Origin of the sequence: Methylobacterium sp. 092160098-2 (genome assembly GCF_028920805.1) — a bacterium.
In the GTDB taxonomy this organism is placed as follows: domain Bacteria; phylum Pseudomonadota; class Alphaproteobacteria; order Rhizobiales; family Beijerinckiaceae; genus Methylobacterium; species Methylobacterium fujisawaense.
Genome location: NZ_JAQPZJ010000001.1, coordinates 2,420,696 through 2,440,800 on the forward strand (window position 1 = coordinate 2,420,696; position 20,105 = coordinate 2,440,800).

20 protein-coding genes and 1 riboswitch are annotated in these 20,105 nt (G+C 71.1%); of the genes, 13 read left to right on the forward strand and 7 right to left on the reverse strand.

The features are described 5' to 3' along the window. Nucleotides 1-278 precede the first annotated feature (278 nt). Nucleotides 279-1,238, forward strand: a complete 960-nt coding sequence (locus tag PQI07_RS11370; RefSeq protein ID WP_274926646.1) for an OmpA family protein — start codon at nt 279-281, stop codon at nt 1,236-1,238. Between the two features lie 258 nt (nt 1,239-1,496). After that, nucleotides 1,497-3,170, forward strand: coding sequence for a formate--tetrahydrofolate ligase (locus tag PQI07_RS11375; protein WP_043384032.1), 1,674 nt, complete (start codon nt 1,497-1,499; stop codon nt 3,168-3,170). A 33-nt stretch (nt 3,171-3,203) separates the two neighbouring features. Here the strand turns inward: PQI07_RS11375 and PQI07_RS11380 are convergent, their stop codons facing one another. Next, on the reverse strand, nt 3,204-4,571 hold the full coding sequence (locus PQI07_RS11380) for an 8-oxoguanine deaminase (RefSeq protein ID WP_043353330.1): 1,368 nt from the start codon (nt 4,569-4,571) through the stop codon (nt 3,204-3,206). A 140-nt stretch (nt 4,572-4,711) separates the two neighbouring features. Here PQI07_RS11380 and PQI07_RS11385 point away from each other — a divergent pair, with 140 nt between their 5' ends. After that, nucleotides 4,712-5,305, forward strand: a complete 594-nt coding sequence (locus tag PQI07_RS11385; protein WP_210274645.1) for a MarR family winged helix-turn-helix transcriptional regulator — start codon at nt 4,712-4,714, stop codon at nt 5,303-5,305. Beyond that, nucleotides 5,302-6,009, forward strand: a complete 708-nt coding sequence (locus PQI07_RS11390) for a response regulator (protein ID WP_043353334.1) — start codon at nt 5,302-5,304, stop codon at nt 6,007-6,009. Before PQI07_RS11385 ends, PQI07_RS11390 begins: the two co-directional genes overlap by 4 nt. Before the next feature lie 16 nt (nt 6,010-6,025). Here PQI07_RS11390 and PQI07_RS11395 read toward each other — a convergent pair whose 3' ends face one another. The 4 genes from PQI07_RS11395 to PQI07_RS11410 form a co-directional block, all read right to left on the reverse strand. Further along, entirely contained in the window at nt 6,026-6,262 is a 237-nt protein-coding gene (locus tag PQI07_RS11395) for a hypothetical protein (RefSeq protein ID WP_043353327.1), read from the reverse strand. A 102-nt stretch (nt 6,263-6,364) separates the two neighbouring features. Then, the gene (locus tag PQI07_RS11400; RefSeq protein WP_274926647.1) at nt 6,365-7,189 is read right to left on the reverse strand and encodes a 2-keto-4-pentenoate hydratase; all 825 of its coding nucleotides are present in this window, start codon (nt 7,187-7,189) and stop codon (nt 6,365-6,367) included. Nucleotides 7,190-7,217: 28 nt separating this feature from the next. Beyond that, nucleotides 7,218-7,691 carry a VOC family protein gene (locus tag PQI07_RS11405; RefSeq protein ID WP_043384134.1) on the reverse strand — a complete coding sequence of 158 codons (474 nt, stop codon included), beginning with the start codon at nt 7,689-7,691 and terminating at the stop codon, nt 7,218-7,220. Nucleotides 7,692-8,057: 366 nt separating this feature from the next. After that, entirely contained in the window at nt 8,058-8,387 is a 330-nt protein-coding gene (locus PQI07_RS11410; protein ID WP_043384130.1) for a CsbD family protein, read from the reverse strand. Nucleotides 8,388-9,026: 639 nt separating this feature from the next. Between PQI07_RS11410 and PQI07_RS11415 the strand changes: the two genes are divergently transcribed. From PQI07_RS11415 to PQI07_RS11430, 4 genes are all read left to right on the forward strand, one after another. Then, complete coding sequence (locus tag PQI07_RS11415; RefSeq protein WP_274926648.1) at nt 9,027-9,776, forward strand: SDR family oxidoreductase; 750 nt, start codon at nt 9,027-9,029, stop codon at nt 9,774-9,776. Nucleotides 9,777-9,807: 31 nt separating this feature from the next. Beyond that, nucleotides 9,808-10,224, forward strand: coding sequence for a cupin domain-containing protein (locus tag PQI07_RS11420; protein ID WP_043384020.1), 417 nt, complete (start codon nt 9,808-9,810; stop codon nt 10,222-10,224). Nucleotides 10,225-10,285: 61 nt separating this feature from the next. Continuing rightward, on the forward strand, nt 10,286-11,263 hold the full coding sequence (locus PQI07_RS11425; RefSeq protein WP_274926649.1) for a sigma-70 family RNA polymerase sigma factor: 978 nt from the start codon (nt 10,286-10,288) through the stop codon (nt 11,261-11,263). A 139-nt stretch (nt 11,264-11,402) separates the two neighbouring features. Next, nucleotides 11,403-13,094, forward strand: a complete 1,692-nt coding sequence (locus PQI07_RS11430) for a methyl-accepting chemotaxis protein (RefSeq protein ID WP_075380949.1) — start codon at nt 11,403-11,405, stop codon at nt 13,092-13,094. A gap of 323 nt (nt 13,095-13,417) precedes the next feature. Here PQI07_RS11430 and PQI07_RS11435 read toward each other — a convergent pair whose 3' ends face one another. Then, nucleotides 13,418-14,815 (reverse strand): voltage-gated chloride channel family protein, encoded by a 1,398-nt coding sequence (locus PQI07_RS11435; RefSeq protein ID WP_274926650.1) that lies wholly within the window; start codon nt 14,813-14,815, stop codon nt 13,418-13,420. Nucleotides 14,816-14,856: 41 nt separating this feature from the next. Next, a riboswitch (Fluoride riboswitch) is annotated at nt 14,857-14,929 on the reverse strand. A 217-nt stretch (nt 14,930-15,146) separates the two neighbouring features. Further along, the gene (gene arsH, locus PQI07_RS11440) at nt 15,147-15,893 is read right to left on the reverse strand and encodes an arsenical resistance protein ArsH (protein WP_043353686.1); all 747 of its coding nucleotides are present in this window, start codon (nt 15,891-15,893) and stop codon (nt 15,147-15,149) included. Between the two features lie 50 nt (nt 15,894-15,943). Here arsH and PQI07_RS11445 point away from each other — a divergent pair, with 50 nt between their 5' ends. From PQI07_RS11445 to PQI07_RS11465, 5 genes are all read left to right on the forward strand, one after another. After that, on the forward strand, nt 15,944-16,303 hold the full coding sequence (locus tag PQI07_RS11445) for an ArsR/SmtB family transcription factor (RefSeq protein ID WP_043353685.1): 360 nt from the start codon (nt 15,944-15,946) through the stop codon (nt 16,301-16,303). Then, a complete protein-coding gene (gene arsC / locus PQI07_RS11450; RefSeq protein WP_043353683.1) occupies nt 16,296-16,733 on the forward strand; it encodes an arsenate reductase (glutaredoxin) in 438 nt (145 codons plus the stop codon). Before PQI07_RS11445 ends, arsC begins: the two co-directional genes overlap by 8 nt. A gap of 34 nt (nt 16,734-16,767) precedes the next feature. After that, on the forward strand, nt 16,768-18,063 hold the full coding sequence (locus tag PQI07_RS11455; RefSeq protein WP_274926651.1) for an arsenic transporter: 1,296 nt from the start codon (nt 16,768-16,770) through the stop codon (nt 18,061-18,063). A gap of 7 nt (nt 18,064-18,070) precedes the next feature. Further along, on the forward strand, nt 18,071-19,240 hold the full coding sequence (locus PQI07_RS11460; protein ID WP_075380945.1) for an MFS transporter: 1,170 nt from the start codon (nt 18,071-18,073) through the stop codon (nt 19,238-19,240). A 536-nt stretch (nt 19,241-19,776) separates the two neighbouring features. After that, nucleotides 19,777-20,094 carry a hypothetical protein gene (locus PQI07_RS11465; RefSeq protein ID WP_274926652.1) on the forward strand — a complete coding sequence of 106 codons (318 nt, stop codon included), beginning with the start codon at nt 19,777-19,779 and terminating at the stop codon, nt 20,092-20,094. Nucleotides 20,095-20,105 lie beyond the last annotated feature (11 nt).

Below are 20,105 nucleotides of genomic sequence, written 5' to 3' on the forward strand. Positions count from 1 at the left end.
GCCCGCAGCCGACGCTCGGGCGCGCCATCCCGAAGATCCGCAAGGCGGCTTCGGGCCGCAAGGGCAAGATCTTCGGCCTCCGGGCATGAGCCTGCGCCCGTTCAGGCTCCCGGTGCCTGCGTAAGATCGCCGGTATTCTGCACCCGACATCCCGTCGCGCCGTCCTGCAAAGCGCAAAGACGAACGGGATTCTCTTGGGGACCGTAGCTCAAGAGGCCTAATTGCCTGACGATCCGGGCCCGCTAGGCTCGCGCCTCCGCAACCTGTCGGAGTGGATCGTGAAAGCGCTGAAGCCGGTCTGGATCCTGCTGGCCCTCGCCTGTGCGGCATCCGGAATCCCGGCCGATCCTGCGAGCGCGCAGGACACGGTGTCCGGGCCGGCTGCGTCCATCCTGGAGGCCGTCCCCGTCTCGAACGCGCCGCTCGGCGGCTTTCCCTACTTCGCGCTCCCCGACGGCTACCAGCCGCTGAACCCGCCCGAGACCCGCGCTTTCGGGCATTTCCTGTTCTGGTCCGGCACGGCGCTCCACGAGGTCGAGGGCAAGGTCTTCCTGTCCCTCATCGGCACCAAGGACGGCAAGACCTACGCATCCTATGAGCTGAAGAAGAATATCGAGGCCGTGCTGACACAGGCCGGCGGCCGGAAGATCGCCGACAGCAGGATCCCCGCCTCCCTCACGGAGACGCTGCCCGAGGACATCCGGATCGGGATGTATGAGGGCCTGGGCAATGTCTACAACGAGCCGGCGCAGACCTGGGTGATCCGCCGGCCGGACCGGCAGATCTGGGTCCATTTCGTGCCCGGCAGCAACAACGCGGCCTGGACCATCCTGGAGACCAAGCCGTTTCTCCAGACCGGCGCCCTCCTGCCCGCCGAGCAGCTGAAGCAGGACCTCGACACGACGGGAAAGGCGGTGATCCAGGTCAACTTCGCCACCGACAGGACCGAGATCCTGCCGGCCTCCGCCCCGCAGATCGACGCGGTGGCGGGCCTGCTGCGGACGAATCCCGGCCTGCGGCTCGCGATCAACGGCCATACCGACGAGACCGGAGCCGCCGCGCACAACCAGGCCCTGTCCGACGGCCGTGCCAAGGCGGTCATGGCGAAGCTCGTCGCCGCCGGCGTCGCGAGGGATCGGCTGAAGGCCAGGGGCTTCGGGGCGTCCAGCCCGGTCGCCGCCAACGACAGCGCGGAGGGACGGGCCAAGAACCGGCGCGTCGAGCTGGTCAGGTTCTGACGGCCGAGGCGCCGATGGCAGGCCTCGACCGGGCGTCTCGCTGGTCCGGACCCGCTCCGTGCGTCGGAGCTGGGGACGTCGGGGGCGACAAGAGTATTTTGTCCGCCATATCATAAAAATCGACGCGCATTTTCCCGGGCTTTGACGCACAGTGCGCAGCCGTTCGCGGGCGGCCAAGCCGCAGCCCGCACGGCAGGAGATTCGCACGGCAAGAGCCGGCGGGCGGGCATCGCGCCCGCGAGTCAGGGAGGAAGGCCCATGCCGTCAGATATCGAGATCGCCCGCGCCGCGACCCTGAAGCCGATCGCGCAGGTCGCCGAGAAGCTCGGCATCCCGGATGACGCGCTCCACAATTACGGCAAGCACATCGCCAAGATCGACCACGGCTACATCGCCGGGCTGGAGAGCCGGAAGCCCGGCAAGCTCGTGCTGGTCACGGCGATCTCCCCGACGCCCGCGGGCGAGGGCAAGACCACCACCACGGTGGGCCTGGGCGACGCCCTGAACCGCATCGGCGAGAAGACCATGATCTGCCTGCGCGAGCCGTCGCTCGGGCCGTGCTTCGGCATGAAGGGCGGCGCCGCCGGCGGCGGCAAGGCCCAGGTCGTGCCGATGGAGCAGATCAACCTGCACTTCACCGGCGACTTCCACGCCATCACGTCGGCCCACAGCCTCGCGGCCGCGCTGATCGACAACCACGTCTACTGGGCGAACGAGCTCAACATCGACGTGCGCCGCATCCACTGGCGCCGCGTCGTCGACATGAACGACCGGGCTTTGCGCCAGATCACCCAGTCGCTCGGCGGCGTCGCCAACGGCTTCCCCCGGGAGGACGGGTTCGACATCACGGTGGCCTCCGAGGTGATGGCGGTGTTCTGCCTCGCCAAGGACCTCGCCGACCTGGAGGAGCGCCTCGGCCGGATCGTGATCGCCGAGACCCGCGACCGCAAGCTCGTCACCCTCAAGGACGTGAAGGCCACCGGCGCCATGACGGTGCTGCTCAAGGACGCCCTGCAGCCCAACCTCGTGCAGACGCTCGAGGGCAACCCGGCGCTGATCCATGGCGGCCCCTTCGCCAACATCGCCCATGGTTGCAACTCGGTGATCGCCACACGGGCCGGCCTTCGGCTCGCCGACTACACGGTGACGGAGGCCGGGTTCGGCGCCGATCTCGGCGCCGAGAAGTTCCTCGACATCAAGTGCCGGCAGGCGGGGCTGACCCCCTCGGCCGTGGTGGTGGTGGCGACCATCCGCGCCCTCAAGATGCATGGCGGCGTCGACAAGAAGAACCTCGGGGCCGAGAACATCGACGCCCTGGAGAAGGGCTTCGCCAACCTCGCCCGGCACGTGACCAACCTGCGCGGCTTCGGCCTGCCGGTGGTGGTCGGCGTCAACCACTTCTACGCCGACACCGATGCCGAGCACGCCAAGCTCAAGGAACTGTGCCGCGAGCGGCTCGACGTCGAGGCGATCACCTGCCGCCACTGGGCGGAGGGCGGGGCCGGGGCCGAGGAGCTGGCCCGCGCGGTGGTGAAGCTCTCCGAGGCCGAGCCGGCGCCGATCCGCCACGCCTACGAGACGGAGAGCCGCCTCTCCGACAAGATCCGGGCGATCGCCACCAAGCTGTACGGGGCCGCCGACATCCAGATCGAGACGAAGGCTCAGGCCAAGCTCGCCACCTTCGAGAAGGACGGCTACGGAAACCTGCCGATCTGCATGGCCAAGACCCAGTACTCGTTCTCCACCGACCCGACCCTGATGGGCGCCCCCGAGGGCCACATCGTGGGCGTGCGCGACGTCCGGCTCTCGGCCGGCGCCGGCTTCGTGGTGGCGATCTGCGGGGAGATCATGACCATGCCGGGCCTGCCCCGGGTGCCCGCCGCCGACACGATCCGGCTGGACGCCAACGGGCAGATCGACGGGCTGTTCTGAGGATCACGCGCGGGGCGGGTCAGGGCTCGCCCTCTACACCGCTCCGAACAGGTCCACCGCCAGCCGGGAATGCGCCTCGCGCAGCATCCCGGTATCGACCCCGAGCGGCTGGCCGTCGATCACCCGCCAGCGGCCCGCCACCATCACCCGGTCGGCCCGGGTGGCGCCGCACAGGACCAGAGCCGCCAGCGGGTCGTGGGCGCCGGAGAAGCGCAGCTCGTCCAGGGTGAACAGGGCGAGGTCCGCCTCCCGGCCCGGCTCGATCCGGCCGATATCGGTGCGGCCGAGGCAGGCGGCCGAGCCTTCGGTGGCCCAGCGCAGGGCGTCGAGATGCGTCACGGCCTCCGCCCCGTAGGTGAGCCGGTTGATCATCAGGGCGTGGCGCACGCCTTCCATCAGGTTCGAGCTGTCGTTCGAGGCCGAGCCGTCGACACCGAGGCCCACCGGCGAGCCCGCCGCCTCCAGCTCGCAGGTGCGGCAGCGGCCCGAGGCCAGGGTCATGTTCGAGGTCGGGCAGTGGCAGACGCCGACCCCGGCCTTGCCGAGCCGGGCGACCTCGGCATCGGTGAAGTGGATGCCGTGGGCGAGCCAGACCCGATCGTTCAGCCAGCCGACCTCCTCGAGGTACTCCACCGGCCGGCAACCGAACATCTGCTGGCAATAGGCGTCCTCGTCCAGCGTCTCGCCGAGATGGGTGTGCAGCCGGCTCCCGTGCCGGGCGGCGAGCGCCGCGCTCTCGCGCATCAGGCGCCGGGTCACCGCGAAGGGCGAGCAGGGGGCGAGCGCGACCTGCACCATCGCGCCGGGGGCGGGGTCGTGGAACAGGTTCAGCACCCGCTCGCAATCCGAAAGAATCGTGTCGTCGTCCTGGGTCAGGCTCTCGGGCGGCAGCCCGCCCTCCCGGTCGGACAGGCTCATGGAGCCGCGGGTGATCGCGGCCCGGATCCCGAGGGCCCGGGCCTCCGCGACCTGGACGTCCATCGAATCCTCCAGCCCCTTCGGGAACAGGTAGTGATGGTCGCCCGCCGTGGTGCAGCCCGAGAGCAGCAGCTCGGTGAAGGCCACCTGCGTGGCGAGCCGGAACGCCTCCGGGGTGATCCGCCCCCAGACCGTGTAGAGCGCCTTCAGCCAGGGAAAGAGCGGCTTGTTGATCGCCAGCGGGTGGGCGCGGGTCAGCGTCTGGAAGGCGTGGTGATGGGTGTTGATCAGCCCCGGGATGACCACGTGGCGCGAGGCGTCGAAGGTCTCGTCCACGGGCGCGGCGGGTTTCGCGCCCGCCGCCACGCATTCGACGATCCGGGTGCCCGCCACGACGATCCCGCCCCCGGCGCCCTCGGCCAGGATGGCGCGCGGATCGCGGATCCAGAGGCGTCCCGGTCCCGGTTCAGCTGCCTCGGCCATGTCCGTCCGCTCCCGTCGATCGAGGATCCTGCGTAGCGGAGGGGCCGGACCGGCGGCAATCCCGCTTGAGGATCGCCGCCGGCCGGCGCCCCGGCCGGCCCGGTCAGGGTTGACGGGCCCGGGCCGCCTTGAGAAACGTCATGGGGACTGACCTATCACCCGTTGGGAGCGGCCGCGCCGTGACACGGACAGCCCCGCGCGAGGCGATCTTCGCGGCGAAACCCGTCCCGGGCGCCGCGCCGGCCGCCCTCGGCAGCGACGACCTGATCGAGCTTCTGTTCTTCGCCTACCGGGATTTCGTGGGCGATCCCGACCGGATCCTGGCCGCCTACGGCTTCGGCCGGGCCCACCATCGGGTGCTGCACTTCGTCGACCGCTATCCCGGCCTGACCATCGCCGAACTCCTCGACATCCTGCGCATCACCAAGCAGAGCCTCAACCGGGTGCTCAAAGACCTGATCGGGCAGGGCTACGTCGCGCAGAAGCCGGGTTCCAGCGACCGGCGCCAGCGCCTCCTCTACTGCACCGAGGCCGGCGCCCGGCTCGCGGCCGACCTCACGCGGGTCCAGGCCCGCCGCCTCGCCCGGGCGCTCGCGGCGCCGGATGCCCGGGGCTCCCCGGAGGATTTCCTGATGGCGATGATCGAGCCGGAGGACCGCCCGGCGGTCCAGCGCCTGATGGCGCGGCGCGGGGGCGGGAGCGACGGGCGCGTCGCCGGGGAGGAGTGCGCGTGAGCAATGCCGCCCGGGCCGACCTGCCCGACGAGGCGCCCCACGTCCTCGTGGTCGACGACGACCGCCGGCTGCGCGAATTGCTCGCCCGCTACCTCACCGACCAGGGCTTCCGGGTCACCGCGGCGGCGAGCGCCGCGGAGGCGCGGGCCCGGGCCCAGAGCGTCGTGTTCGACGCCATGGTCCTCGACGTGATGATGCCCGGCGAGAACGGCTTCGACTACGCCCGCAGCGTGCGCGAGACGTCGCGGGTGCCGATCCTGATGCTCACCGCCCGCTCCAACCCGAACGACCGGGTGATGGGGCTGGAGATCGGCGCGGACGATTACCTGCCCAAGCCCTTCGAGCCGCGGGAACTGACGCTGCGGCTCAACAACATCATCAAGCGCAGCGCGCGGCCCCGCGCGGCGGCCGCCGAGGCGGTGACCTTCGGGCCGTTCGCGTTCCGGGTCGACCGGGGCGAGCTGCGCCGGGACGACGAGCTGATCCGCATCACCGAGCGCGAGCGCGAGATCCTGACGATCCTGGCGATGGCGGGCGGCGCCAATGTCGAGCGCGAGCAGCTCGCCGGCCCGGGCGGGGCCGCGGCGGAGCGCACCGTCGACGTGCAGATCAACCGCCTGCGCCGCAAGACCGAGGTCGACCCCGCCAATCCGGTCTTCCTGCAGACCGTGCGGGGCGTCGGCTACCGGCTCGCGGTGGATTGAGCCGGAACCGGGCGGCTCAGACCACCCGCGGCTCGTCGCGCTTCAGCTTGAGGGCCTTGGCGATCCGGGTGGACAGGCTGCCCACGACGGCGAGGGTGGCCGACGGGTCGACCAGAGGGCGGACGGCCTCCAGCGCCTCCGCGGCGCTGGGCTTCATCACCGCGTAGACCGTGGCGCCGGATGCCGGGCTGGAGCCCTGCACGGTGACGGAGACGAGGAAGGTCGTGTGGCGTCGCCGCAGGCGTCCAGGCATGGCTCAGCATTTGGCATGTCGGCTAACCATCACCAATGCCAGAGTCCCGGAGCCGGCCCGGGAAACGACACGATCCTGGCACGATAACCCGTGCCGGGTCTTTCAGGTCAGGGCAAGGTCGATGCCGGGAAGCCGCAGCCCGTCGAGCCGCGTGCTCCAGTGCTGGCCGGAGGCGACCGGAAGCGCGTCCGTCAGCGTGCCGGTTGTGACGACCGTGCCGGCTGCGAGCGGCGGGGCGACCGGATCGTTAGCCAGCGCATCGACCAAGTGCGCGAGGGCGGCGAGCGGTCCCGTCCCGAGGACGCTGCGGCCGCCGCCCCGGTCGGCGACGGCGCCGTCCCGCAGCAGGTCGACGGTGAAGCCCGCGAGGTCGCCGATCCAGCCGCGCCGCGCGGCCGCCGGAACCGGCACCCGCTCGCCCACCACCAGCAACCCGTGCAGCCCGAAGGCCGCCACGGTGTCGGGCGCCGCGAAGCGCCAGCCCGGATAGAGCGACTGCACGATCTCGAAGCCGCTCGCGGCCCAGTCGAGGCAGGCGATCAGCGCCTCGGCATCCATGCCGGGGTCCGGCGCGCGTGCCAGACCGAACACGATCTCCGGCTCGATCCGGGGCTCGACGAAGGCCGCGAGGGGCACCGGTCCGCCCAGGGCGGCCCGGTCGCGCAGGGTCGTGTCGTAGACATGCCCCCAGATCGGCGCCCGGACGCCGTACCGCTCCCACAGGGTCGTGTTGGTGAAGCCGATCTTGTAGCCGACATTCCGCTCGCCGCGCCCGGCACGCAGGCTCCGGATCGCCTCGGCGACCCGGTAGGCCGCCGGCAGGTCGAAGGTCGGATCCCAGCCGGTCAGCGGTGCGATGGGGCGGCGATGCTCGTGCGCGGCCAGGATGGTGCGCGCGTGGGCCGCGGCGGATATCGGCTCGGTCATCGGCAACAGGGTCCAGGCCGACGCGACGTCATCCGCGCCGGGCCGCCTCGATCGCGGCGACGTCGATCTTCCCCATGGTCATCATGGCCGTGAACGCGCGCCGGGCCTCCGCGCCGCCGGCCGCCAGCGCGGCGGTGAGCACGCGTGGCGTGATCTGCCACGCGATGCCCCAGCGATCCTTGCACCAGCCGCAGGCGCTCTCCTGCCCGCCATTGTCGACGATGGCGGTCCAGAGCCGGTCCGTCTCCGCCTGGTCGTCCGTGGCGATCTGGAACGAGAAGGCCTCGCTGTGCCGGAAGGCGGGACCGCCGTTCAGGCCGATGCACGGGATGCCGGCCACCGTGAACGCCACCGTCAGCACGTCCCCCGCCTTGCCCGACGGGTAATCGGCCGGTGCCCGGTAAACCGCGCCCATGGCGCTGTCCGGAAAGGTCGCGACGTAGAATCGGGCGGCCGCCTCGGCCTCCGTGTCGTACCAGAGGCAGATCGTGGCCTTGGGAATTTCGCTCTCGCCGAGCGCGTTCCGGGCGTCCTGATCCTCGGCGACCACGCTGGCCATTGCGGTGCCTCCCTTGCCGTTCCCGTGCCATGCCGACGCGCGGGCCTCGCCGCCGGCCGACAGGGGCCGCGGCACGCCCCCATACAACCATGAGATGTCGACCCGGCAAAGACCGACACGCGGGACCGGCCGGTCGGGTTGGCCGCACGGATTTGCGTCGCGGCGCGATCGACCGCGCGGGGACCGTTTTGCCCGGCGCCGTGGAGGCCCGGCCGGGACGCGGGCCGATCATCGGCCGCGCGGGGCCCCGCCTGGGAGATCCGCGAGTGCCACGCCGCCGACGGTGTCGGTGCGAGCGGGCGTCGCGGCTCAGAGCTTGCTGACGAGCAAGCCCAGACCGAAGCCCGCGAGCCCGGCGACGAGCAAGGAAGCGTGGGGCCAGGCGACGGAGGTCTGGTGACCTTCCCACGCGTAGGCACGGCTCCGGTCATAGGCCTCCGCGGCGTGGTCCGAGATCTCGTTGGCCGCGTGCCGGACCGCGTCCTTGGCCTGACCGTAGAGGTTCTCGGCGGTGCCCTGCGCTTCGCGGAGCCGGCCCTCGATCGCATCGCGGTTCGAACCGGCGAGGTCGCCAACCGAGCCCTGAACCGTGCCGCCGAACGCGCGCGCGGCCCCCGTGATCCTGTCCGTGTCGATCATCGCGCTGCCCTTCACATCCTGTCTCGGGCTGGCATCGGCTGCGGTCTCGCAAGCCCGACGCCCACCCTCTCGCGACGGGTGCAACGGCGGCCTCCTCCAAGCGTTCCGGCGAGCGGTCCAGTCCAGTGGGTCCAGGCTTCCGCCACGGACCCTGGCCATTCCGGGATGGCGCGCTGTCCCGTCGGGGTCGCGCGGAAGGCGATATCGGCTGAGCCGCACGCGACGCCGGCGCGGACGCCTTCAATCGGGACCCTGTGCGGATCGGCGGTCTCGTCGGAGGCGCGGACGTCGCCGAGCCGGCGAAGGGCGTCGGAGGCCGTCCGGTCGCCTGCGGACTCATCGGTGCCGGCGCCGACACGGTCGGCGAGACCGTCACGGGACTGGCCGGGTCTGGCCAGGACTGTCCGCTGGAACGCCCTCCGGGTCGGCTTGATGGGGGAGGCCCGGATCGACCCCGTGACGCTCAGCCCGGAGGGGGGGCTGGCTTCCGGTGGTGGCCATGGACGGCGTCCCACGCCGCGGCATCGCCTTTTTCTCCGACGGCATGTCACATCCCGCGTCGTCCCCTCGTCTTGACGTCGAACGAGCGCCCGAGCGGCACCCCGCCGCGCCGCCCGGTTCACGCAGGAGACGCGCGTCATGAAGATGGTTGTGATCGGCGGGAGCGGGTTGATCGGCAGGCAGTTGACCGCCGAACTCGGCCGCAGGGGACACGAAGCCGTCGCCGCCTCCCCGCGGACGGGCGTCGACGCCCTGACGGGTGAGGGGCTCGCCGAGGTTCTCGTCGGCGCCGAGGTCGTGGTCGACGTCGCGAACGCACCGTCCTTCGAGGATGCGGCGGTGCTCGATTTCTTCGAGCGGTCGAGCCGCAACCTCCTGGCCGCCGCGCGTCGGGCCGGCGTGACGCACCATGTCGCCCTCTCGATCGTCGGCACGGATCGCCTGGACGGGAACGGATACTTCCGGGCGAAGGTCGCGCAGGAGCGGCTGATCGTGGCGTCCGGCCTGCCCTACACGATCGTTCGTGCAACCCAGTTCTTCGAGTTCGTCGCCACGATCACCGCGGCGTCGGTCGTAGGCGATCGCATCGTCGTCCCCGACGCCGATTTCCAGCCCATCGCCGCCGCCGACGTCGCGGCCGCGCTGGCGGACGTCGCCGTCCACGAGCCCCGCAGCCGGACGATCGAGATCGCCGGACCGGACAGGCTGCCCTTCCGCGACTTCGTCGCCCGATGCGCCGCCGCCGCCGGCGACCGCCGGGCGGTGTCGGCCGACCGCGGCGCACGGTATTTCGGCGCCGCGCTGGAGAAGGGCTCGCTCGTTCCCGAGGATGCTGCCGCGGCGCGCCTCGGATCCACGCGCTTCGCGACTTGGCTCGCGACCGTCTGACGGCCTCCCTCACCACGCTGGACGAACCCCCATGGTCAAAGCACTCATCCTCTCCGCTTGCCTGGCCGGCTTCGCGCTCCCGGTCGGGGCGGCGGAGCTGCGGGCCGGCGAGGCCCGCGTCACGACGATCTTCGACCACCCCCTGCCGGGCATCCCCGGCAAGAGTCTGCGCGGCGTCCTCGTCGCGTACGGGCCGGGCGGGTCCTCCCCCGCCCACAGGCATGCGCGCTCCGCCTTCATCACCGCGACGGTGATCGAGGGCGCGATCCGCAGCCGCATCAACGACGGGCCTGAGCAGATCTTCCGGGTCGGCGAGAGCTTCGTGGAGCAGCCGGGCGACCACCACGCCGTGAGCGCCAATGCCAGCGCCACGGAGCCGTCCCGCCTTCTCGCGGTGTTCGTCGTCGACACGGACGACCGCGACCTGACCGTGCCGGACCGGCGGTGACACCCCCTCCGGCCGCGTGCGAGGATCCCCGGGTCTCGCCATCGCTCCGCAGACAGATCCCATGCCGCCGACCGACACGCAGACCGACGCGGCGACCGCCACCTTCGAGGCCCATCGTCCGCGCCTCCTGCGCATCGCCTACCGCATGCTCGGCTCCCGCAGCGAGGCCGAGGACATGGTGCAGGACACGTGGCTGCGCTGGATCGCGGCGGATCGGGGCGCGGTCGCGGCCCCGTATCCGTTTCTGGCCCGCATCGTGACCCGGCTCTGCCTCGACCAGATGAAGTCGGCCCGCGCCCGCCGGGAGACCTATGTCGGCGCCTGGCTGCCGGAGCCCCTGGTCGAGACGGGGGAGGACGGCGTGGACGAGGACGATCTCACGCTGACGCTGATGATGGCGCTGGAACGCCTCTCGCCCCTCGAGCGCGCAGCCTTCCTGCTCCACGACGTGTTCGGCATCCCGCTCGGCGAGGTGGCGGACACGCTTGATCGGGAGGCGGCCGCCGTGCGTCAACTCGCGGTGCGCGCCCGCCGGAACGTGCAGTCCGCACGGCCGCGCTTTCCCGTGGCGCGGGAGGAGGGCGAACGGATCGCCCACGCCTTCTTCGCGGCCTCCGCCAGCGGGGACATCGCGACCCTGCGCACGCTGCTCGCGGAGGACGTGGTGCTCTGCTCGGACGGCGGCGGCAAGGTCCTGGCCTTTCCCAACCCCATCGTCGGGTCGGAGCGCCTGCTCCGTCTCTTCGCGGGCGTCCGGCGCAAATGGGGGCCCGAGCGGGCCGCGATGGTCGCGCCGGTCTGGATCGACGGATTGCCGGGATACATCAGCCGGGAACGCGGCGATCTCCTCCAGACGACTGCGCTCGCCATCGAGAACGGTCGGATCACCGCCCTCTACATCACCCGCAACCCCGACAAGCTCCGCCATGTGCTCCGTCAGGTCCTGCCCCCTGTGGCGGGCGCAGCCGGCACCGGGCCGCATGCGGAGCCGCAACCGCGCGAATCCGCGGAGCGGCGCCCGGGAGGGGCGGTTCCTTGACCGCATCGCCGAGAGCGGGTGCGCATCGGCCCGGCCCCGAGGCCCCTGGGATCGCGCTGGCTCTCTCCGCATCACGGAAACTTGAATCGAAATTTAATCGTGTTCGTTGACGTTTCGCCTGATGCACACAGGTGGAACCATGTCCTTGCTCTCCAACGCTAAAATATTGACAAAGCTGTCAGCGGTCATCGTGCTTATCGGTGGAGTGATCGGTGGCTGTATTTGGTTTGCGCAGGCGCGGATCGGCCAGATCGATAAGGCCTATAGTTCTTTCATCGATCGCGATGCGAAGGCGGTTGCAACGGCGCGTCGCCTGAATCGCAGCGTCTTCGAGATGAATTACTGGGTGTATCGCATCCTCGCTGAGACAGACGAAGCTCAGATGAAGGTGGCCAACACTGGATTCGACGACGCCATCCCCACCCTGACAAAGGCTCTGGCCGACCTGCGCCGACTCGCGCCGGATTTTGGCGCCCGCATCGACGAGCAGGCGGCCCGTATCCATCAGTTCGTCCAGCAGGTCTCCGAGGTTCGCCAGCTCTGCCTGGCGGGCCGGAACGCCGAGGCCCTCGCGCTGGTCCATCGTACGATCGACCCGACCTTCGTCGCCCTGGTGCAGGGCAGTTCGAAGCTCGGGAACGACATCGATGGCGCGATGGAGAAGGGCTCGGCCGAACTGACCGAGCAGACCAACGCCACCCGCATCTCCCTGGTGTCGTTCAGCGCGCTCGGCTTGCTGGTCGGGCTCGCTGCGGCCGCCCTCGTGACGATCGTCGGCATCACGCGCCCGCTCGGCAGATTGGTCGTCGTCCTGCGACGCATGGCGCAAGGGGAGATCGAGGCGGAGATCCGGGAGGCTGGCCGGGGCGACGAGATCGGCGCGGTCGGCCGGGCGGTGGAGGGGATCAAGGCCCTGGTCGCCCGCAAGGCCGCCGAGGAGGCCGAGGTCAAGCGGCTGGCCGACGCGGCCGCGGCCCAGGCGCGCCGGCGCACCATGATCGAACTCGCCGACGGGTTCGAGCGGGCGGTCGGCGGCGTCGTCGGCATGGTCTCGTCCTCGGCCACGGAGCTGCAGGCCACCGCCCGGCAGATGACCGCCACCGCCCAGGAGACGGCCTCGCAATCCACCACCGTGGCGGCCGCCGCGGAAGAGGCCGCCGCCAACGTCCAGACCGTGGCGGCCGCCGCGGAGGAGCTGGGCTCGTCGGTGCAGGAGATCGGCCGGCAGGTCACCGGCTCGGCCCGGCTCGCGCAATCGGCGGTGGGCGAGGCCGACCAGACCGCCGCCCTGGTCCAGGCGCTCAGCCAGACCGCCGCCCGGATCGGCGACATGGTCGGGATGATCTCCGGGATCGCCGGGCAGACCAACCTGCTGGCGCTCAACGCCACGATCGAGGCGGCGCGGGCCGGCGCCGCGGGGCGGGGCTTTGCGGTGGTGGCTGCCGAGGTGAAGGCGCTGGCCGAGCAGACCGCCAAGGCGACCGAGGAGATCGCCCGGCAGATCGGCGCGGTGCAGGAGGTGACCGGGCAGGCCGTGACGGCGATCGGCGGGATCACCGGGCGGATCCGGGAGATCGACGGCGTGGCGACCTCGATCGCCGCGGCGGTGGAGCAGCAGGGGGCGGCGACGCAGGAGATCGTGCGCAACGTGGCGCAGGCCTCGACCGGCACCACCGCGGTGACCGGCACCATCGCGGGCGTCGCGCAGGCCTCCGAGGAGACCGGCGCCGCGGCCAGCCAGGTGCTCGCCTCCGCCTCCGAACTCTCGCGCCAGTCCGAGCATCTCGGTGCCGAGGTCGCCCGCTTCCTCGCAACCGTCCGCGCCGCCTAACGGGTCTCTGGCCGGATCCTCCCGGTCCGCCCTCGCGGCGCGGGCCGGCTCCGCCGCTTACGGGCCGGCCCGACGGTGGTGCGGGGGCAGGGCGCGGATTGCGGGGGGGCGTGTGGCGCCCATTGAGACCGGGGCGTCCTCGGCCGACGGCCTTGAGCAGGCCGTCGGCCTTCGCCTGCACGACCCGTTCCCCGCAGAGGGGCCTGGAGCCCCCCAGGAACGGGCTTGGCGTGGTCGAGCCCTGTCGGCGCACGTCATTGAGATGCCCGCACCGTCCCGATCCCGGCCGGGACGACCGGACGCGTCGAAGCCCTGGGGCGCACCTATCTGTCGGGGGCCGACACGGGGGCCGGCGCGGTCAGCCGGGCCGCGCGGTGCGTGCGCGCATGGCGCAGGGTGGCGTCCGGCGGCAGGGTGCCCACGGAAACCTTCGGGACGGCGATGCGCTGGGACAGGTAGATGCCGCTGTGCCCGGAGCACAGGTAGGCCAGGAAGCAGGCGGTCGCGATGTAGACGCCGTGCGTGGCGCCGAACAGCTCGATACCCATCAGCGTGCAGGCCAGCGGCGTGTTGGCCGCTCCGGCAAACACGGCGACGAACCCGAGGCCGGCCAGGAGATCCACCGGCGCCCCCAGCACCCCGGCCAGTGCGTTGCCGAGGGCCGCGCCGATGAAGAACAGCGGCGTGACCTCGCCGCCCTTGAACCCGGCGCTCAGGGTGACGACCGTGAACAGCATCTTGAGCGCCCAGCTCCAGGGATGCACCTCCGGACCGAAGAAGCGGGCGATGGTCAGCCCGTGCGGATCCGCCGACCAGACGCCCAGTCCCAGATAATCCCGCGTGCCACAGAGGTAGACCAGGGCGATCACCGCGAGGCCGCCCGCCACGGGGCGGAGGGGCGCGAAGGCGATGACCCGCTTGCACCATCCGCCGAGCATGTGGTTCGCCTCGGCGAACACCAGGCCGGCCAGTCCGAAGGCCACGCCTGCCACCGCGACCTTGGCCAGGAGCAGCGGCTCGACCATGTGCGTGCCGACGGCTCCGGCGTGGTCGTCGATACGGTAGACCCCGTGTTCGATGCCCCACAGCTGACAGGTCCAGTCGCCGACCACGGCCGCGACGAGGCAGGGCACGAGGGCCGCATATTCGATGCGTCCGACAGCGAGGACCTCGAGCGCGAAGACCGCGCCGGCCAGTGGCGTACCGAAGACGGCGCCGAACCCCGCGGCGATCCCGGCCATCAGCATGATCCGGAAGCTCGGCGCATCCAGGCGGACCGCCTTGCCGAAGGCGCTTGCGAGGCTGCCGCCCAGTTGGACGGCCGTGCCTTCGCGGCCCGCCGATCCGCCGAACAGATGCGTGACCACCGTGCCGAGGAAGATCAGCGGCGCCATGCGCAGGGGCACGCCGCCCCCGGGCACATGGATCTGCTCGACGATGAGGTTGTTGCCGCCCTCCACGGACTGGCCGAAGCGATGGTAGAGCAGCCCGATAGCCAAGCCGCCGAGCGGCAGGAGAAACAGCAGCCCGGGATAGGCGAAGCGCGCCCGGGTGGCCGCATCGAGGCTCCAGAGGAAGGCCGCGCACAGGGAGCCCACGGCGGCGGCCATGGGCAGCAGAACCAGGATCCAGCGCGCGACCGAGACGGCATGATCGTGCCGCGTGCGGATAAAGGCCGCTACGTTGAAGCGTGTGAACAGATTTTGGAAGGTTGCGCGCATGACATCCCCTTGATGCGATGCCGCAGGACTTTGCGGGATCGCAAGAAGTAGGAGTCATCAGCCTGACGGCGGTTCGGCCTTGATGGCCCGGCAGACACCATTGCCGTCCTCGAGAGATACGGGACCCCTCCGAACCGCGTCAAGGCCCTTCGTGCAGGCCTGCGGCGTGCGGGGGACGAACCCGTCGCTCCCCCGAGGGTGGACGCGGAGACAGCGGATCCGGTCGGCCCTCGGGGCGCCGGGGCTCGCACAGACCTGCCCCACGGGCGGCCGGTCGCCGCCGCGATCACGACGGCGCCCGCGTGGACGGTCGCATCGGCGGCGGGGTGTCTCAGCGCTTCACAAAGCCGATGTCGGCGGCCACGGCGCTCAGGCGCTCCGGCGCGCGCTCCTTCCGCTCGCTGTAGCGGTCGACGAGGTCGTCGGCCCGCTCCCGGGTCAGCAGCGTGAACTTCATCAGCTCCTCGCATACGTCCACGACGCGCTCGTAGAGCGGCCCCGGCTTCATCCGGCCGGCCTCGTCGAACTCCTTGTAGGCCATCGGGACCGACGACTGGTTCGGGATCGTGATCATCCGCATCCAGCGGCCGAGAATCCGCAGGCTGTTCACGGCGTTGAAGCTCTGCGAGCCGCCGGACACCTGCATCACGGCCAGGGTGCGCCCCTGGGTCGGCCGCACGCTGCCTTCGGAGAGCGGCAGCCAGTCGATCTGGCTTTTCATCACGCCGGTCAGCGTGCCGTGCCGCTCCGGCGACACCCACACTTGGCCCTCGGACCAGATCGAGAGGTCGCGCAGCTCCTGCACCTTCGGATGATCGGCGGTCGTGTCGTCGGGCAGGGGCAGGCCGTGCGCGTCGTAGATCCGCACCTCGCCGCCCATGGCTTCCAGGAGCCGGGCGGCCTCGTAGGCGAGGAAGCGGCTGAACGAGCGCTCCCGCAGGGAGCCGTAGAGGATCAGGAACCGGGGGGCGTGGGTGAGCGGCTTGACCGCCTCCAGGCGCGCGCGGGTCGGCACCACGAAATGCGCGGCGCTCAGGTTCGGCAGGCCATCGGTGAAAGGCTGGCGCGGCTTGTCCAAGGTTCAGCTTTCTTGTACGTTCAAAGAGTGATTTGAAGATTGTAACGAATATGGACGAGCCGCAAGCCCTCGCCGCCTTCGCGGCCCTCGCCCAGGAGCACCGTCTGCGCCTGGTGCGGGTGCTCGTGACCGCCGGCCCGGACGGGCTGGCCTCCGGCGTGCTGGCTGAGGCGGTGGGCGTCTCCGCCGCCACCGTGTCCCATCATCTCAAGGAACTGAGCCACGCGGGCCTGGTCGCCTCGCGGCGCGCGGGGCGCTCGATCATCTACAGCGCCGCCTACCCGGCGCTGTCCGGCCTGATCGCCTTCCTGATGAAAGATTGCTGCCAGGGCCGCCCGGAGGTCTGCACCCCGGCGATGGCCGCCCTGGCACCCTGCTGCCCCGCCCTAGGAGAGACCGCCCATGCCTGAGCCGTTCGACGTCGTGATCTACCACAACCCCGAATGCGGCACGTCCCGCAACACCCTCGCGATGATCCGCAACGCCGGCATCGAGCCGCACGTGATCGAATACCTCAAAACCCCGCCCGCGCGGGCGCTGCTGGTGCAGCTCCTGGCCCGCGCCGGTCTGTCGGTGCGTGCGGTGCTGCGGGAGAGCGGCACGCCGTTCGCGGAGCTGAACCTCGGCGATCCCGCGCTGACGGATGCGCAGCTCCTGGACGCCATCGCGGCGCACCCGATCCTCCTCAACCGCCCGCTGGTGGTCACGCCCAAGGGCGTGCGCCTGTGCCGACCGTCGGAAGCCGTGCTCGATCTTCTGCCGGTGCAGCAGGGCGAGTTCGTCAAGGAAGACGGTGAGCGGGTCGTGGACGAGCACGGCCGCCGCGTCGCCACGGCTTGAGCCTCACACCGATCCATAAGACGAAAACGCCCGGATGCTCGCGCTCGCCATTTTTCTTGCCACCCTCGTGTTCGTCATCTGGCAGCCCAGGGGCCTCGGGATCGGATGGAGCGCGCTGGCCGGCGCGGGGGTCGCTCTCGCCGCGGGCGTGATCCATCCGGGCGACATTCCGGTGGTCTGGCATGTCGTCTGGGACGCCACGTTCACCTTCGTGGCGCTCATCATCCTCTCCCTGCTGCTCGATGAGGCCGGGTTCTTCCATTGGGCGGCCCTGCACATCGCCCGCTGGGGCGGCGGCCGGGGCCGGCGGCTGTTCCCGCTGGTCGTGCTCCTCGGCGCGGCCATCGCGGCGGTGTTCGCCAACGACGGCGCGGCGCTGCTGCTGACGCCGATCGTGCTGGCGATCCTGCTCCGGCTCGACTTCAAGCCGGCGGCGGCCCTGGCGTTCATCGTCGCCTGCGGGTTCGTGGCGGACAGCACCTCCCTGCCGCTGGTGATCTCCAACCTGGTCAACATCGTCTCCGCCAACTTCTTCGCCGTGACCTTCGGCCGGTACGCCGCCGTGATGGTGCCGGTGAACCTGGTGTCCCTGGCGGCGACGCTGCTGGTGCTGTGGGCCTATTTCCGGCGCGACGTGCCGGAAGCCTACCCGGTCGATGCCCTCGAACGCCCGGCCGACGCGATCCGCGATCCGCTGGTCTTCCGGGCGGCGTTCCCGCTGCTCGGCGTGCTGCTCGCCGCCTACTTCGTCACCGCGCCGTTCGGGGTGCCGGTGTCGGCCGTCACCTGCGCCGGCGCGGCGGTGCTCCTGCTGCTCGCCAACCGGGGCGGGATCATCCCGATCCGCAAGGTGCTGACCGGCGCGCCCTGGCAGATCGTGCTGTTCAGCCTCGGCATGTACCTCGTGGTCTACGGCCTCCGGAACGCCGGCCTGACCGACGTGCTGGCGAAGGGCCTGGTCTGGCTCGCCGGCCACGGCCCGTGGGCCGCCACCATCGGCACCGGCTTTGCCGCCGCGATCCTGTCGTCGCTGATGAACAACATGCCGAGCGTGCTGATCGGGGCGCTCGCGATCGAGCGGGCGCCGGACCTGTCGCCGCTGACCCGCGAGCTGATGGTCTACGCCAACGTGATCGGCTGCGACCTCGGGCCGAAGTTCACGCCGATCGGCAGCCTCGCCACCCTGCTCTGGCTGCATGTCCTGGACAGCAAGGGCCAGAGGATCACCTGGGGCCAGTACATGAAGGTCGGCCTGGTCATCACCCCGCCCGTGCTGCTGGCCACGCTGCTGGCGCTGGCGGCCTGGCTGCCGCTGCTCGGCACCCGGTAGGCCGCGCGTGTCCGGGGGGCGGCGCTGGCCGGTGATCTCCGCCCTCGGCGTGATCGAGATCCTCGCCTGGGGGTCCTCGTTCTACCTGCCCGCCGTGCTCGCCGGCCCGGTGGCGGAGAGCACCGGCTGGCCGCTGGCCTGGGTGGTCGGCGGTCTGTCCCTCGGGCTCCTCGTTGCCGCGTTCGCCGCGCCGCATGTCGGGGCGGCGATCCACCGCCACGGCGGCCGTCCGGTTCTGGCGCTGGCGGCGCTGCTGCTGGCGGCCGGCCTGATCACGCTGGCCGCCGCGCCGGTCCTGCCGGTCTACCTGGCCGGCTGGCTTCTGCTGGGGCTCGGCATGGGCTGCGGCCTGTACGATCCGGCCTTCGCCACCCTCGGGCGCCTCTACGGGGCGGCGGCACGGCCGGCGATCACCACCCTGACCCTGTGGGGCGGGTTCGCCAGCACCGTGTGCTGGCCGCTCTCGGCGTTCCTGGTCGCGCAGGTCGGCTGGCGGGGCGCCTGCCTCGCCTATGCCGGCCTGCACCTCGGGGTCACGCTGCCGCTGGTGCTCCTGCTGATCCCGAACCCGCCGGCGGCGGCGGCGGAGCACCGCGCGGCGCGCACCGGCCCTCTGTCCGCCTCCGAGCGGCGGGCGTTCCGGCTGTTCGCCGGGGTGCTGGTCCTCGGCGGCGCGATCATGGCGCTGGTGTCGGTGCATCTGCTGACGCTGCTGCAGGCGCGGGGCGTGGCGCTGGCGTCCGCCGTGTCCTACGCGGCGCTGATCGGCCCGGCGCAGGTCGGCGCCCGCATCGTGGAGATGTCGTTCGAAGGGCGGCATCACCCGCTGTGGACTCTCACCGCCGCCCTGGGCCTGGTGGCGCTGGGTTTGGTGCTGCTGGCCCTGGGGCTGCCGGGCGTCGGGATCTGGCTGGTGCTCTACGGCGGCGGCAACGGGATCTATTCGATCGCGCGGGGCACGGTGCCCTTGGCCCTGTTCGGTCCGGTGCGCTACCCGCTGGTGGTCGGCCGCCTGGCGCGGCCGGGGCTGGTCGCGCAGGCGCTCGCCCCGCCGGCCGGCGCGTTCGTGCTGACCCAGGCCAGCCCGGAGGCCCTGTTGTGGCTCTTGCTCGCCCTGAGCCTCGCCAATCTCGGGCTGGTCGGCGCGCTGTGGCATCTCCACCGCGCGGAGCGGTGAGACGGCGGCCAAGCCGACAGGCAGGGGATCGCGACACCGGCCCCGTCCCGCCGGCCGACGGGAGGGGGGATCGCGCGACCGCGACGAACCCTGCATGTTCGGCTGTTCGGGGTTCGGTCCATCGTCCCACTCCGCCGGGTCCAAGACCGGCCGATCCGCTCGCCTCGGCGGCGCCCGTCTTTCACAGGTGAATCATCGCGGGCCGTCGATCCTGGGGGCGCCGAAATACCGTGATGCAGGTGTATCATTGGGTCTGTTGCTGTCCCGTATCGGTTGGGACGTTTAAATAAGACGTAAATACATCGTGGGCCCGATCTGCCGGGGGATCGCGGGATTCGGTAGTCCGCCTTGGTTGATAACAATTTTTGAGGCCATGGCTCAGCTGCGAAATGTGCTATCGATAGAGCACAGGCGACCGAATCGGGCCCGTTTGCGCATCGAACCTGTATTTTCGCAGGGCGGGGCATCTGTGTTGGGCCGCCAAAGCCAGGATCGACCGGGTTGTCCGGTTGGCGCGCTGCGCGGGTGTGTCGATCATGATGTTTGCCGTTCCTGCCCTGCTGATGGAGCTGGCGTTGGCGATGCCGGTCTCGGACACGATGCCGGTCTTCGACGTTCACGGCAGCTGCCGGGCGGCGACGCAGCAGATGACCCTCGATGCCGGCCGGCAGAAGCTCTGCCTCGAGGATGAGGGGTCGGCGCGGGCCGAGGTCGAAAAAAAGTGGTCCAGCTACCCGGCCGGTGACCGGACACGCTGCGCGGCGGAAGCGCAACTCGACGGCCTGCCCAGCTATGTCGATCTGCTCGAATGCCTGACCCTCGCCCGGGAAGCCAAGGCCGAGGATGGTCAGTAGCCGCGGCAGGA